Origin of the sequence: Pseudomonas sp. NIBRBAC000502773, from assembly GCF_006517195.1 — a bacterium.
Taxonomy (GTDB): domain Bacteria; phylum Pseudomonadota; class Gammaproteobacteria; order Pseudomonadales; family Pseudomonadaceae; genus Aquipseudomonas; species Aquipseudomonas marginalis.
Genome location: NZ_CP041189.1, coordinates 5,509,673 through 5,524,412 on the forward strand (window position 1 = coordinate 5,509,673; position 14,740 = coordinate 5,524,412).

Annotated in this window: 9 protein-coding genes, 1 tRNA gene and 3 pseudogenes; 6 read left to right on the forward strand and 7 right to left on the reverse strand. The window is 60.1% G+C overall.

Annotated features, from left to right (window positions below):
• The 6 genes and pseudogenes from uvrC to NIBR502773_RS31435 form a co-directional block, all read left to right on the forward strand.
• Positions 1-1,824, forward strand: coding sequence for an excinuclease ABC subunit UvrC (uvrC, locus tag NIBR502773_RS25605; RefSeq protein ID WP_027603206.1), 1,824 nt, complete (start codon positions 1-3; stop codon positions 1,822-1,824).
• A gap of 32 nt (positions 1,825-1,856) precedes the next feature.
• On the forward strand, positions 1,857-2,417 hold the full coding sequence (gene pgsA / locus NIBR502773_RS25610; RefSeq protein WP_027603207.1) for a CDP-diacylglycerol--glycerol-3-phosphate 3-phosphatidyltransferase: 561 nt from the start codon (positions 1,857-1,859) through the stop codon (positions 2,415-2,417).
• Positions 2,418-2,477: 60 nt separating this feature from the next.
• Positions 2,478-2,553: transfer RNA gene (locus NIBR502773_RS25615), tRNA-Gly, on the forward strand.
• 937 nt (positions 2,554-3,490) lie between these two features.
• Positions 3,491-4,174 (forward strand): annotated as a pseudogene (locus tag NIBR502773_RS31425) (PAS domain-containing protein); the annotation flags it as partial.
• A gap of 153 nt (positions 4,175-4,327) precedes the next feature.
• Positions 4,328-4,471: pseudogene (locus NIBR502773_RS31430) on the forward strand (methyl-accepting chemotaxis protein); the annotation flags it as partial.
• 1,414 nt (positions 4,472-5,885) lie between these two features.
• Positions 5,886-6,407, forward strand: a pseudogene (locus NIBR502773_RS31435) (methyl-accepting chemotaxis protein); the annotation flags it as partial.
• Positions 6,408-6,533: 126 nt separating this feature from the next.
• Here NIBR502773_RS31435 and NIBR502773_RS25630 read toward each other — a convergent pair.
• From NIBR502773_RS25630 to NIBR502773_RS25660, 7 genes are all read right to left on the reverse strand, one after another.
• Positions 6,534-7,268 carry a UTRA domain-containing protein gene (locus tag NIBR502773_RS25630; RefSeq protein WP_115487921.1) on the reverse strand — a complete coding sequence of 245 codons (735 nt, stop codon included), beginning with the start codon at positions 7,266-7,268 and terminating at the stop codon, positions 6,534-6,536.
• 81 nt (positions 7,269-7,349) lie between these two features.
• Positions 7,350-8,723, reverse strand: a complete 1,374-nt coding sequence (locus NIBR502773_RS25635) for an LLM class flavin-dependent oxidoreductase (RefSeq protein WP_141157255.1) — start codon at positions 8,721-8,723, stop codon at positions 7,350-7,352.
• A 117-nt stretch (positions 8,724-8,840) separates the two neighbouring features.
• On the reverse strand, positions 8,841-9,434 hold the full coding sequence (pnuC, locus tag NIBR502773_RS25640) for a nicotinamide riboside transporter PnuC (RefSeq protein ID WP_115487923.1): 594 nt from the start codon (positions 9,432-9,434) through the stop codon (positions 8,841-8,843).
• A gap of 87 nt (positions 9,435-9,521) precedes the next feature.
• The gene (locus NIBR502773_RS25645; protein ID WP_141157256.1) at positions 9,522-11,669 is read right to left on the reverse strand and encodes a TonB-dependent siderophore receptor; all 2,148 of its coding nucleotides are present in this window, start codon (positions 11,667-11,669) and stop codon (positions 9,522-9,524) included.
• A gap of 127 nt (positions 11,670-11,796) precedes the next feature.
• A complete protein-coding gene (locus NIBR502773_RS25650; protein WP_141157257.1) occupies positions 11,797-12,669 on the reverse strand; it encodes a sulfurtransferase in 873 nt (290 codons plus the stop codon).
• On the reverse strand, positions 12,666-13,778 hold the full coding sequence (locus NIBR502773_RS25655; RefSeq protein WP_115487926.1) for a phosphotransferase: 1,113 nt from the start codon (positions 13,776-13,778) through the stop codon (positions 12,666-12,668). The genes NIBR502773_RS25650 and NIBR502773_RS25655 overlap by 4 nt, the downstream gene beginning before the upstream one ends.
• Entirely contained in the window at positions 13,775-14,695 is a 921-nt protein-coding gene (locus NIBR502773_RS25660; protein ID WP_115487927.1) for an ABC transporter substrate-binding protein, read from the reverse strand. Before NIBR502773_RS25660 ends, NIBR502773_RS25655 begins: the two co-directional genes overlap by 4 nt.
• Positions 14,696-14,740 lie beyond the last annotated feature (45 nt).

Genomic DNA, 14,740 nt, shown 5'->3' on the forward strand with positions numbered 1-14,740 from the left:
ATGACCACACCGTTTGATCCGAGTGCCTTTCTCTCAACCTGCAGTGGCCGCCCTGGCGTGTACCGCATGTTCGACAGCGAGGCGCGCCTGCTTTATGTCGGCAAAGCCAAAAACCTCAAGAGCCGTCTGGCGAGCTACTTTCGCAAGACCGGTCTCGCGCCGAAAACCGCCGCCCTGGTGGCCCGTATCGCCCAGGTCGAAACCACCATCACCGCCAACGAAACCGAAGCGCTGCTGCTTGAGCAGACGCTGATCAAGGAATGGCGGCCGCCCTACAACATTCTGCTGCGTGACGATAAATCCTATCCCTATGTGTTTTTATCCGACGGCAACTTCCCACGCCTGAGCATTCACCGTGGGGCGAAGAAAGCGAAGGGCAAGTACTTCGGGCCTTATCCCAGCGCCGGGGCCATTCGTGAAAGCCTGAGCCTGCTGCAAAAAACCTTTTTTGTGCGTCAGTGCGAGGACAGCTTCTATAAGAACCGCACCCGGCCCTGCCTCCAGTACCAGATCAAGCGCTGCAAGGCGCCCTGTGTGGGGTTGGTTGAGCCGGCGGAGTACGCCGAGGATGTACGCCATTCGGTGATGTTCCTCGAAGGGCGCAGCAATGCCCTCACCGATGAGCTTTCCACTGCCATGGAGCAGGCGGCCAGCACCCTGGATTTCGAACGGGCCGCCGAGCTGCGCGACCAGATTTCGCTGCTGCGCCGTGTCCAGGACCAGCAAAGCATGGAAGGCGGCACCGGCGACGTCGACGTGATCGCGGCCTTCGTCAATCCGGGCGGTGCCTGTGTGCACCTGATCAGCGTGCGCGGTGGGCGAGTGCTGGGCAGCAAGAACTTCTTTCCGCAGACCGGTATTGATGAGGAGGTCGCTGAAGTCATGGCCGCTTTCCTGGGCCAATACTACGTGAGCAGCCCCGAGCGCGACCTGCCGTCGGAGTTGATCGTCAATGTGGTGCACGAAGACTTCCCCGCGTTGATCGAAGCCATCCACGAATTGCGCGGCCGCGAGCTGGACATCAGCCACCGCGTGCGTGGCACCCGCGCACGCTGGCAGCAACTGGCGGTGACCAACGCCGAGCAAGCCCTGAGCGCGCGCCTGGCCAACCGGCAGCACGTCGCCGCCCGCTTTGACGCCCTGGCTGAGGTCCTTAACCTGGAAGAGCCGCCCCAGCGCCTGGAGTGCTACGACATCAGCCACTCCAGTGGCGAGGCCACGGTGGCATCCTGTGTGGTGTTCGGGCCGGAAGGGCCGATCAAGTCCGATTACCGGCGCTACAACATCGAAGGCGTCACCGCCGGCGATGACTACGCCGCCATGCATCAGGCCCTCACGCGCCGCTTCAGTAAGTTGAAGGATGGCGAGGGCAAGTTGCCGGATATCCTCCTGGTCGACGGCGGCAAGGGCCAGCTGTCCATGGCCCGCGACGTGCTCAATGAGCTGGCGGTGCCTGACCTGATCCTGTTGGGCGTGGCCAAGGGCACGACGCGCAAGGCGGGTTTCGAGACGTTGTACTTGAATGATGCCGCCCATGAGTTCACTTTGAAGGGCGACTCACCCGCGTTGCATTTGATTCAACAGATTCGCGACGAAGCCCACCGTTTCGCCATTACCGGCCACCGCGCCCGCCGTGGCAAAACCCGGCGAACCTCAACCCTGGAAGGGGTGGCAGGGGTAGGCCCGACGCGGCGTCGCGACTTGCTTAAACATTTTGGTGGCTTGCAGGAGCTGTCCCGTGCCAGCATTGACGAGATAGCCAAAGCACCCGGTATCAGTAAAAAGCTCGCTGAGCTGATTTATGCGAATCTGCATAGCGAATAGAATGCCTTTCCACCTCGTAGCCAGTTGTGCCGATGAATATCCCTAATCTGATCACCGTTCTACGCGTCCTGCTCATCCCTATTTTCATTTTGTTGTTCTATTTGCCGTACGAATGGAGTTATCTGGCTTCCAGTTCAGTGTTTGCCTTTGCCGCCGCCACCGACTGGCTCGACGGCTACCTGGCGCGCCGCCTGGAACAAAGCACGCCTTTCGGCGCGTTCCTCGACCCGGTGGCCGACAAGCTTATGGTGGCCGTCGCTTTGGTCCTCCTGGTGCAGGAACACGGCAACCTGTGGCTGACCCTGCCGGCAGCGGTCATCATCGGCCGCGAGATCGTCGTCTCGGCCCTGCGTGAATGGATGGCCGAAATCGGCGCCCGCGCCCACGTGGCCGTGTCCAACATGGGCAAATGGAAAACCGCCGCGCAAATGCTTGCGCTGGTCATTCTGCTGGCCAATCCGTCGGACTTCTCGTTCTGGGTCCTCACGGGTTATGCTTTGCTGCTGATCGCCGCGGGCCTGACCCTGTGGTCGATGCTCCAATATCTGCGCGCCGCCTGGCCGCATCTGCGCACCACCGTTGAAAAGAAATAAAACTTTTTTGAATCAAGGGGTTGACGGGTGCTGAGGATTCTATAGAATGCGCATCACCAAGCGGGAATAGCTCAGTTGGTAGAGCACGACCTTGCCAAGGTCGGGGTCGCGAGTTCGAGTCTCGTTTCCCGCTCCAAATATTGCGCTACAGAGTTCCATTGAATTCTGCAAGCGATTGAAATCAGGACCTTCGGGTCCTTTTTTCGTTCCGGCAAGAACCCCTGAAATCCAGCATAATCCAGTGTTTTTAAGTCCTGAATGAGAGTCTTGAATTCGGACGCACACTGAATCGGTTTACGTCGCTCTGTGCGTAATGCGTTAGAGCACACGGACTTTGATCGGCAACGCGATCATAACCTCTACCGCATCTGGAACCGGTTGTGTTCAGGGTCGTATTTCCTGCCACCTCTACGGGAAAGCGCATTCCAAAAGACAACGGCAAGGAGCGAACAGTACTACTCGGTTCGCAGATGCGGCCCGCGAGGCTCTGCCTTATCTGGGCGGCGAAGCATCTGACCAAAGGCTCTCTCCCGGACACCAAAAGCTCGTAAATACTCCGCCTAAGATGATTTCGTCAATACGTGTCTACCGCACGGTTACCTCTGATCGACTGCTTACTCATTCCAGTGAAAGGATCAGTCAAAGGTTTTCGTCGAGCTTAAAAATAATCGTTGGATAAATATGTACAAGTATAAAATCTGTGTACAGTTTTTTTCGTTCATGACGATATAGATGGCAAGGTGCCATGGATAGGGCCCGCAACATCTATGAGTCCAATCGTCATGACTATCTTCTTCAAAAGGCGCCGTGATCGTCGCGCTATTCAACAACTGGTAGCTGCAATCACTTGCGGAGTACCGCCACAAGTAGACGGGTGCGCTGAAAGCGCTGCAGTTCTTGGTGCTTGGAGGACTTTTGACTCACTTGATCGCGGCTCCAAGTCCCGTATATCCGAGCTTGAGCATGAATTGGAAGCAGCCCGTGAGCTGCTTCGCGAGGCCGCGTTGTCCGCTTCTGCGCATGAGGTCAGGTTTGATCTTGTGAACCGAGCCTCTAGCGAGGGGCTTTGGGATATGGAAGTAGTTGCCGGCGACCCCGTGAACCCTAAAAATCGCTTTTGGTGGTCTCAGCAACTACGAAACCTTCTGGGGTTCAGAGATGAGCGCGATTTCCCAAATGTTTTAGCCAGTTGGGCTGATCGCCTGCATCCGCAGGACAAGCAAGCCACTCTTGATGCTTTTGCCCGCCATCTGAACGATAAGTCCGGGCACACACCTTATAAAGTGAAAAATCGGCTCGCGATGAAAGACGGTTCATACCGTTGGTTCTATGCCCAAGGAGAAACTCTACGGGATGATCGCGGCATGCCTATACGTGTAGCTGGTTCTCTGCGTGATATCCATGATCAGCTTGAGCGTGACCAGGAGCACGACGTAATCATCACCAGATTTGAACTGGCCAGGGAGATGCTCTCGGACGGGTTGTGGGATATGGAAGTTATCTCGGGAGACCCGGTAAATCCAAAGAACCCTTTCTGGTGGTCTCCTCAGTTCCGGCGATTGCTCGGCTTTGAAACGGTGGAGGAGTTCCCGGATGTTTTGGATAGCTGGGCGTCCAGGCTGCATCCGGACGATAAGGAGCAAAGCCTCAACGCCTTTGGTGCTCACCTAAGCGACCGTTCTGGTAAAACGCCCTTTGACATCGAGTATCGCTTGAAGATGAAGAGCGGCGAGTATCGGTGGTTCAGAGCTAGAGGTCAGACTCGGCGCGACTCCTCCGGCTCACCGCTTCGGGTAGTAGGTGCCCTTGTGGATGTCCATTTGCAGCATGAGCAGGAGGCGTTACGACAGGCAGAGGTCAAGCATCAGCGGACGCTTGAGAACAACATTGCTCAATTATCGCAAATCGTTGGGACTATTCAGAGCATTGCGAGCCAGACAAACCTCTTGGCGCTCAACGCGGCAATTGAGGCGGCGCGCGCGGGCGAAGCGGGCCGTGGCTTTGCGGTCGTTGCAGACGAAGTTCGCAAGCTCGCAACTCGCACGACTGAAGCAACAGAACAAGCTGCCGGGATGATTGCTCGCTAAGTACGGTTCCGGTGAAGCTCCTCGGGCGCGACGTTTGCCCATACGCTCTCTGCCTCGGTACCTGCTGTCTAACTCGCGAGGCCCACTGTGAAGCATACGCACGGCCATGATAGCCATGAGCTATCATGGCCGTGCGTATTACTAACTAGATGACCATTCTGCGTCTACGTATCGTAGAGGCATTAAGCGTAATGGGCCGGTAGCACCGTTCGCGTCTTCCAAATCAACACAGGCCTGTACAGGTCATGTTTCCGAGATCTCCATGAAGAAAACGCTTTCGTTGGCCACACGCATAGGGCTTAGTTTCGCGGCCATCCTGGCGCTGCTCATATTGATAACCACCATCGGCATTCACCGCGTCGCGTTCATTGACTCCACCTTGGGCGACGTAAGCGAAAATGCCGCAAAGGTGCAGCGCTACGCAATCAATTTCCGAGGCAGTGTCCATAACCGTGCCATCGCTATTCGGGATGCCGTGCTGGTAACGACTGATTTGGATTTGGCAAAACACTTATCGGAAGTCTCAGCCTTGGAAAAGGCCTACTCTGACTCGGCAGCTCCAATGGATCAGTTGTTCAAGGGCGCAAGCGTAACTGGCGAGGAGGTTCGATTACTGAGCGCTATCAAGGACATCGAACAACAAACCCTTAACTCCACCAGGGCGGTAATCTCCTTGCGCCAGGCGGGTGACATACCAGGGGCTCAGGCGCTGCTGATGCGTCAAACGTCTTTGGATTACAGTGAGTGGCTCAAGCGCGTCAATGCATTGATCGACTACGAGGAAGTATCAATCAAGGCGAAGTTGGGCGCAGTGCAGGCAACCGCCAGCCAGTTCAGTATGCTGATGCTTATCGCGACAGGTATTGCCCTGCTGCTGAGCATCACGTTGTCGGCTGTACTTATTCGCTTTGTTAAATCCACGCTGGGTGCTGAGCCCACAGACGTTGCATTGGCCATCGAGCGACTGGCAGCTGGTGATCTGAATCAAACGATTTCCACAGAGTATCCCGGCAGTGTCATGGGCGTCCTGAAAGACACGCTGGGCCATCTCGCAGAGACCATTCGTCAAGTACGCAAGGCGGCCCAAGAAGTCAATTACTCGGCCACCCAGTTGTCTGCCGCATCATCGGCTAATAATGAGCAGACCAGCTTGCAAAACCGCGAAGCCGAGCAGGTAGCCGCAGCCATCATGCAAATGGCGGCGACGGTTAATGAAGTATCCGGGTATGCCGCGCAGGCAGCTGATGCCTCCCGGTTGGCTGATACTGACGTGGGAAGTGGGAACAAATTGGTTGCAAGCACCACGGTTGCTATCGAACAGCTGGCATTAACCCTCGAGCAAACGACTGCTACCGTGAACCAGGTGTCCAAACATAGTGAAAATATTGCGTCAGTGATCGACGTAATCAACTCCATCGCCTCGCAAACCAATTTGCTTGCTTTGAACGCAGCTATCGAGGCTGCTAGAGCTGGCGAGCACGGGCGTGGATTTGCGGTGGTAGCTGACGAAGTACGTTCTTTGGCCAACCGGACACAGCAGTCGACCGAAGAAATTCGAGAGATGATCAGTACGTTGCAATCGGGTACCGAAACAGCATCTCAAACCATGCGCGATAGTTGTGAGCTGGCGAGCCAAACGGTCACACAAACACGCAGTGCGCAGGAGGCGTTGGCAAGGATCAGTGAGCAGGTTGCCGCTATCAGTCATATGAACGCCCAGATCGCGAGTGCCTCCGTGCAGCAGAGTAGCGTGACCGACGAGGTCGCTGAAAACATCAACCGCATTCATGGCTCGACGGTTGAGTCGGCCAATGGCGCGCGCCAAGTGGCAGCATCCAGCATCGAGCTATCAGATTTAGCGGATCGTCTTACCGCTAAAGTGGCGTTCTTCTCTGCGGCTTAGTGGATTCGACAGCTTTTCACAGCCGGACTGACGTTTATGCGCGACCGCTGGGCTACTCAGCAGGATGCTTCGACAAGAAGTAATAAATATCAACTGCACTGGACTTGTCAGCGACGTGTTGACGTCTCAGTGAGTCCCCGGATACCGAGTCTCCATCACAATCGACAACGCATCCGGGCGCCAGAATTCCTGGTCGAATTCCACCGGCCGGTTGTCCTCACCGAAATTCAAACGCTCCAGGTACACACTGGTGGAACCCGGCGACAGTTGTAGCAGCTCGGCCTGTTCTTCATTCACCGTGCCGATGTGCATCTCCAGCTCGCAGCGGGATTGCACCCGTGCAAACCGCTCGCGCAGCAGTTGGGTCAGCGAGGTATTGAGGTCGGCTTCCAGCAGGCCTGGGCACCAGCTGGCCAGCAGCGCGTTGAATTCCAGCAGCACCGGGCGACGATCGATCCAGCGGCGGCGTTGCAGGAAAAACACCGGTTCATCCACCGAAGCCAAACCCATGCGCTTGGCCAGCCACGGGCCAGCCGGGCGCAGTTCGGCGTGCAGGCACTCGGTGCGCGGTGTGCGACCCTGGGCACTGACGTAATCCATAAAACCGCTGATGCGCGTCGGGTCGTAGCGGATACGCTGCGGGCTGACAAACCAGCCCCGGCGATTTTCCCGATACACCAGGCCCTCTGCTTCCAGCTGCTGCAGGGCCTGGCGCAAGGTGACGCGGGTGCAGCCGAAGCGTTCGATCATGTCCCGCTCGGAGGGGAATTTCTCGTCGGCCTGGGGCCTACCTGCGGCGATGTCGCTGGCGATCTGTTCGCGGATACGCTGGTAGTGCGGGGAAATAGGGTCGAAAGGCATCCTGGGGTTCCGTGTGCAGGCATGGCGTGGGGGTGACTCTACCGTTCCTGTTGGTGCAGGTCACCTGGTCCCACGCAGGCTTCAGGCAAAGCGGAACGACGCGCCATGGGCCGAGCTTGGCAGGCGATCGCTGCCATCGACGCTGAGGCGCGAGCGCAGTGTGCCGCTTTGCGCGTTGGTGCGGTACAGCCCGCGTTTTTGCAGGGCCGGGATCACCAGTTCGACGAAGTCATTCAACGAACCTGGGCTGATCAGCGGGTTGAGCATGTAGCCGCTGGTGCCGGAGATGCGTGCGTGCTCCTCGATCTTTTCTGCGATCTGCTCCGGGGTGCCCACCAGGATCAGGTCGCTGCCACGGGTGACATTGGCAAAGCGTTGGCGCACCTCGCCTGCGGTCAACGGTTTGCCGCTGCCATCGGGTCGCATCACGTAGGAGGTCATGCCTTCGGTGTGGGTCGACAGCGCTTCGTTGTCGGCGTAGCGGTTGATGTCGATGCCGGTGTCGCCGGCATAGCTCACCAACTGTGCTTGCAGGTGATAGTTGCTTTGCAGGGTGTCGTATTTTTTCTGTGCCTCGATGGCGGTGGGAGCGGTGACGATGCGCAGCACGGTCAGCGACTTCACATCGGCGGCCTGACGGCCACGGGCCTCGGCCTGGCGCCAGATATCTTCAAGGCCCTGGCGGATATCCAGCGGGTTGGACTTGGCGATAAACACCAGTTCCGCGTGCTTGGCCGCGAACTCCCGGCCCCGTGCCGACCAGCCGGCCTGGATCAGCAACGGCGTGCGCTGTGGCGATGGCGAGCTGAGGTGCGGGCCGGCGACGCGGTAATGTTCACCCGCGTGCTGGATCGGGCGCACCCGCGCGCCATTGGCATAGGTCTGCGAGCGTTTGTCGGCAACCACGGCGTCATCCGCCCAGCTGCCTTCCCAGAGCTTGTAGACCACCTCCAGGAATTCTTCGGCGCGCTCATAGCGGTCATCGTGCTTGATCATCTGCTCCAGGCCGAAATTGCGCGCGGCGCTGGACAGGTACGAGGTGACGATGTTCCAGCCGATGCGCCCATCGGACAAATGATCCAGCGTACTGAAGCGTCGGGCGTGGGTGAACGGGTGCTCGTAGCTGGTGGTGACGGTGACGCCAAACGCGAGTTTTTCGGTGAGGGCCACCAGCGCCGGAATGATCGTCAGCGGGTCGTTGGCGGGGGCTTCGACGGCCCATTTCAATGCCATCGCTTCAGAGCCGCCAAAGACGTCGTAAAAGCCCAGCACATCGCCGAAGAACATCAGGTCCAGGTTAGCTTCATCCGCCGTGCGGGCCAGGTTCGACCAGTATTTGAGAGTGTTGATGTTCAGCCGTTCATCCGCCGGGTGGGTCCACAGGCTGGGCGCGCCGCCGCAGCCGACACTGGCTTGTTCATAAAGGCCGAATAACAGCGGGGTGGGATCGGACATGGTGCTTCCTGCGGGCAAAAAGGTTGGGGGACACGCGGGGGGGGCGGGTCTGCTGCCTAAGAACAGCCGGGCGTTTGTTTATATTTAAACGTGATAAACGCTTTGTGTTTAATGATATTAAACGCTGTGAACCGACACTTTGGTTATATGCTCCTGCTGCTGCAGGTCACGTTGCCAGGCACGCAAACCGTAGGCGGCCAGCAGCACAAAACCGGCATACAGCGCAGCGGTCAGTTGCAGGTCCTTGTACAGGAACAAGCCCACATAGGCCGCGTCCAGCATGATCCACAGCCACCAACTGACCACGTACTTGCGCGCCGCCCATAGGCTGGCGACCAGGCTGAAGGCCGTGAGCAGCGAATCCAGCCAGGGCAGGGCGGCGTCGGTGAAGTGGTGCATCACCGCACCCAGGGCCACGGCTCCGATCACGCCCGCGAGCACGTGCCGCCACGCTTCCTTAAGCGGCAGGCGTTCCACCCGCACCTTGCCGGCATTAACGCGGCCGGTGCTCCAGCGCCACCATCCATAGCCTTGCAGCACGGCAAAGACCAGTTGCAGGAGCATGTCCGAATACAGCTTCACATCGAAGAAGATCCAGGCATACAACAACACCGCGACCACGCTGACGGGCCAGCACCAGCGCACCCGTTGTGCGGTGAGCCAGACCCCGACGATGTTGAAGAGTACGGCGACGATTTCGAGTGGCGACATAGGGTTCTCTCAAAAACCAATTTTCCAGGTGCAACGCCTGTTGCTTGAGCTGGCGCTTGCGTTGGTCGGCCAGGGTAACGCTCGGCCTTAAAAATTGACGGTGGCCGACAGCCGCGCCGTGCGCGGCGCACCCAGGAACAGGTAGCCGTCGCCTGCGGATTCACCCACATCGCGCCAGTAGCGTTTGTCGAACAGGTTGTCGACAGTCAGGCGCAGCACAGTGGCGTAATCGCCCACCTTGGTGCTGTAGCGACCGCCCACATCGAACACCGCGTAGTCGTCGACCTTCACCGTAGCTTCGCGGTTGGCGTATTTGCTCGCGCTGTATTGCACCCCGCCGAGCAAGGCCAGGCCAGGGACGCCGGGAATGCTGTAGTCGCCGTGCAAGCTGGCGCGCAGCTTGGGCACGTTGATTGCCTGGTGGCCGTCATAGTCATCGGTGCCGCTGCCACTGACCCGGGCGCGGATCGCTGCAACGCTGGCTGACACTTGCAGGTCGGAAGTCAGGTGGCCGTTGGCGGACAATTCGAGGCCCACATTTTTCTGCTTGCCTTGCTGCACGAAGGTGATGGTGCCGTCGTCGTTCGGTCGGTTGTATTGCAAATCCTGGGTGATCTGGAACAGCGCCGCGGTCAGGCTCAGGCGCTGGAAGTCACGCTTGACCCCCACCTCCAGCTGGCGCGAGGTGGTCGGCGGCAGCACCTCGTCGGCGTTGCTGCTGAACCACGCGGCCTCGCCACCCAGGGACAGGCCCTTGCTGTAGCTGGCGTACAACGAGGTGTCCGGGCGCGGTTTATAGATCAGCGCCACCTGGGGCAGGAACAGGCTGCGCTGGGTGTGCCGAGTGGTGGCGCCGGCCTGGTTGTAAGTCTCTTCATCGAGGCGTACCTGGCGCCCGCCGAGGATGGTTTGCCACTGCTCGTTGAAGCTGATGCGGTCGCTGGCGAACAGGCCGTACTGGCGGCTGTCGAGGCGCCGGTAGGTGTGGCCAAGCGGGCCGTCGTAGGGTTCCAGTACCGGTGACGGCTGGTAGATATTGCCCTCGCCGATATACGCGTTGACCGACGTGCGCCGGTCCACCAGGCGACGGAACGCGGTGGTGCCGAAGGTCAGGTCATGCTTGAGGAAACCGGTGTCGAATTGACCATTGAGCGCAGCCTGGGCCTCTTCGTTGCGGCGGGTGTCGTCCGGGCTGCGGTAGTCGGAGATGTCATAGTCGCCCTCGGCGCTGAAGTGGTTGGGCACAGCAGTATTGGCGCAACTGGCGGCACCGTAGCAACCCCAGGCGAAGGTGCTGTAGTCGTCGATCACCACGCGGCTGCGGGAGGCACTGAAGCTGGCCTTCCAGGCGTCGTTGAAGCGGTATTCGAACAACCCGTCGAGGTTCAGGGAACGGATGCCCACCGGGTTCGACCAGCTCTGGTACGCCAGCAGGTCCTTGGGCGAAACGTGATGCGGCACGTCGGTGCCGCCGAGCAATTGATAGCCCGGCACCGAGCGCTGCTCGCGGTCCTGGTACTCGGCGTTGAGTTGCAGCAGGGCGTTGGGGCTGATGTTCCAGTCCAGCGCCAAGGAGGCGAAGTCGCGCTTGCCGTCGGCGTGGTCGACGTAGGAGCGAATGTCTTCGTGGGCCAGGTTGATGCGTACGCCCACCTGCTGCTCGGTGCCGAGCCAGCCACCGATGTCGGTGGCCAGGTAACGCTCGCCCTGTTCGTTGGTCGACACCGTCACCGAGCGCACATTTTCCGGGCGCTTGCTCACGTAGTTGACCAGTCCGCCGGGCTCGGAGACGCCACTTTGCAAACCGGCCAGGCCCTTGAGCACTTCCACTTGCTGCTTGTTCTCCAGCGCGACGTTCTGCTCGCCGGTGATGGTGCGGCCGTTGATCTTGTAGCTGCTGGCCGGGTTGAGGGCGAAGCCACGGATCACGAAATTCTCGTAGTAGCCTACCGGCGCATAGCTGTCGCCCACCGAGGCGTCGTTCTTCAACACCTCACTGAGCAGGCGTGCCTGCTGGTCTTTCAGGCGCGCTTCGGTGATCACGGCGACGGACGCCGGGGTGTCCAGCAACGGCGCGTTATCGAAGCCGGCCACGGCGGCTTTTTTTGCCTGATAGTCGGTGGTTTCCTGGCCGACGACGGTGACGGTGTCCAGCGTCGCATCCTGGGCATGGGCCGCCGCAGCGGCGAGGGTGATGCTCAGGGCGAGCAGCGTGTGACGGTAAGGTGTAGCCATATAAAGAGCGCTCCAAAGGTCTGCCGGCCATTGCCGTACGCTTTTATCGGGCGCAAAGAAGCCCGGCGCTGCGCAACGGACGGGTTGCCAGTTCGTGATGAAAAAGCCGAATTCGCCGAAAGTGGCGTCAGGCCGGAGCTGCTCCGGTAGTCATTGGTAAACGTGCGTCGGCGGCCCATTCCTGCAAGGAACCGTCGTAGATCGCGATGTCCTGGCGACCCAGCAGGGTCAGGGCCAACGCGTTGGCAGCCGCGGAGATACCGCCGCCGCAATACAGGATCAAAGGACCTTCGCTGTGCAGCAGCGTGGGGCCAATCGCCAGGGCCAGGGCATCCTTGGGCAGGTAGCGGCCGTGGGCGTCGAACAGCAGGCGGGCCGGCAGGTTAAGGCTGCCGGGGATATGCCCGTGTCGGGCGTAGCGGGTGGCAGCGGTACCTTCAAAAAGGGCCGCGCCGAGGGCGCAGATCAGTTGTCCCCGTGCGTTGCCAGCGACGATTGCTTCTACGCCGCCGCGGTCAATCCATAGCTCTGGGCGTGGGTTGATTGACCAAGGGGGCACAGGCGTTATCGGCTTGGCAGAGCTGCTGTGTTCAGGCAGGCCGGCTTCACGCCAGGCGTTGAAACCGCCATCCAGCACCCTGGCGTCGATACCTGCTCCACGCAGCATCCACCACAACCGTGCGGCCCAGAAGCCGTCGGCACGGTCATAGATGACCACGGCTTTTTCCTCGCCTGCGCCAAGGTTTGCCAGGGCGTTCACCAGTGCCTCGGGGCGCGGCAGGGCAAAGCTGAAACTGGCCTGGGTGTCCGCCAGTTCAGTAAAGAGATCGGCATGCCGCGAGCCTGGGATATGTGCCTGCAACCAGCCGTCGTAACCGCTATCGACGCGGTAATCGCCATCGAACTCGGGTGAGGGCAGCACGACGGTGGCATCCAGCACCACTACTCCAGGGTCGTCCAGATGCGCCTGCAGCCATTGGCTATCGACCAGAATACTCATACGGTTTTACGTCGGATATGGCCGAGCAGACGTTGCCCTTGCAGCCCGGCAAACCAGCGCAAATGGCCCAGCAGATACCTGTAGTACGCCACATCTGCACTGGCCGTGGAGCCCACCACATCCTGGTAATACGCCACTTCGGACAGCGCGAAATCTACATGCACCAACGGCAGCAAGGCGCTGAGGGTATGTAGATCCTTCGCGCCCAGCGGGCGCACCTGGTGATAACCGGTAAGCAGCGCATCGACGCTGTCGAGATCGGCGCGAGCCGCACCGCCAGTGTCCAGTTCCAGCCAGGGCACGGCGTTGCGTTCGATGGCCGTGGCCAGGTCGAAGAGGGCGAAGGTGCGGTCGGCCAGGCCGAAATCCAGCACGCTCGAAACGCTACCGTCAGCATTCCATAACAGGTTGGAGGCGTGCCAGTCGTTGTGAGTCCACAACGGTGGTTGTTCACGTAGTAACGGGTACAACGCGTTGTGCCACGGCAACAACAGTTCGCTGAGTTGGGCTCGCCAATCCTTGCCTGCCAGGTAAGGGCTGGCGATATTGGCGATGGCTTCCAGGGGCGCAGACTGCCCGATCAGTCGTGCGTTGGCCAGAAGCACATGGGTCTGGCGTCGGGGCGCTTCATGGTGTTCGGCGGCCTGATGCAAACGGGCCAACGCCTGGCCGGCGGCGAAGGCATGCTGAAGATTCTGGAACGGCGACCACGACAGCGCATCGCGGTACAGGTCCAGGCCCTCGGCAACGTGGTGCACTTCATAGGTCCACTCGCCTTGCACCGTGGCCGTTGCGCCATGTCGATTCGGCACTACCGCCGCCACCGGGGCGCCCCGGCGATGCAGGTGGGCGATCAGTTGGTGTTCTTCGTGCAGCCACGCGGCTTGGCGCACCCGTTGGTGATGTCGTTTGACGAACAGCGTCGCGTTACCGGTGGTGATCAATCCGGCGGCGGAAAACGGCCGTGGGCTATGCCAATGCAGGCTATGCAGCGGACCCAGTTGCGGGTACTCCCGCAGCAGGTGTGCGATGTCGGTTTCGTGCAGGGCCGGCCAGTCGGCGGCAACCGGCTCCAGCCCCAGGCCATGAGCGGTGCGTTGGGGATTCATGCGCTCACCTCGGGCAGATAAGCGTTGCTGGTTGCGCCTTGCCACACGTGCGGATTGTCGAGCACCGCATGCTCGTGCAGCCATTCAGCGTAGGGGGCCAGCAGCGCCTGGCGTTGCTCACCCCAGCGGCCTTCATGTAGCCATGTCGGGGCGATTTTATGCAGCGAGGCACTTAGCAATTCGGCCGGGAAATACGGCGTGGTGTGTTCGTAGGCGGCGAGGGCAATCGATGGATCCTGCGCCACGGCCAGGTAACCGCGGGCGGTGGCCGCGAGGAAATCACGCACCACTTCAGGTTTGTCGGCGAGGGTGCGTTCGTGGGTGCCGAGCAGGTAGCTGTGATAGGCCGGAGCGCCGATGTCGTCCACCGGCAACACCACGCGGCGCGCCGCTTCGATGGGACTGTGCATCAACGCTTCCCAGGCCCAGTAACCGCCAAAACTGGCGTCGGCGATACCTTCGGCGAGCTGCTCGGGGCGCAGTTCGCGCACACCGCTGTCCACCAGGATCACCGCGTCGAAGTCACCTCCGTCGCGGCTCACCAAGTGGCGCACCATGGCCAGGCCACGTGGTGTCGGGTTGAGGGCCAGGCGCTTGCCGACCAGATCTCGCGGGCGACGGATGCCGGAATCGGTGAGGGTCTGGATCGACTCCAGGCCCGCATGGTTGATCGCCGCGATGCCTTGCAACGGTTGGCCCAGGGCACGGCGCACCAGCAGGCGGTTGCTGGGAAATACGCCAAAATCCGCCGCACCGGCCAGCAGGTGCTGCAGGGTGTCGCCACGGTAGGGGTCGTGCACCACCAATTCCACATCCAGGCCCAGCTCTTCATACCAGCCGCGCTCCCGCGCCAGGTACAAACCCGCCGAATTCGGCCAGGGATGGAAGTACTCGAGCATTACCTTTACCGACACCATCGCTTGCCACTCCAGTCCAACGTCTTTTGATGGAAGCGATTTATA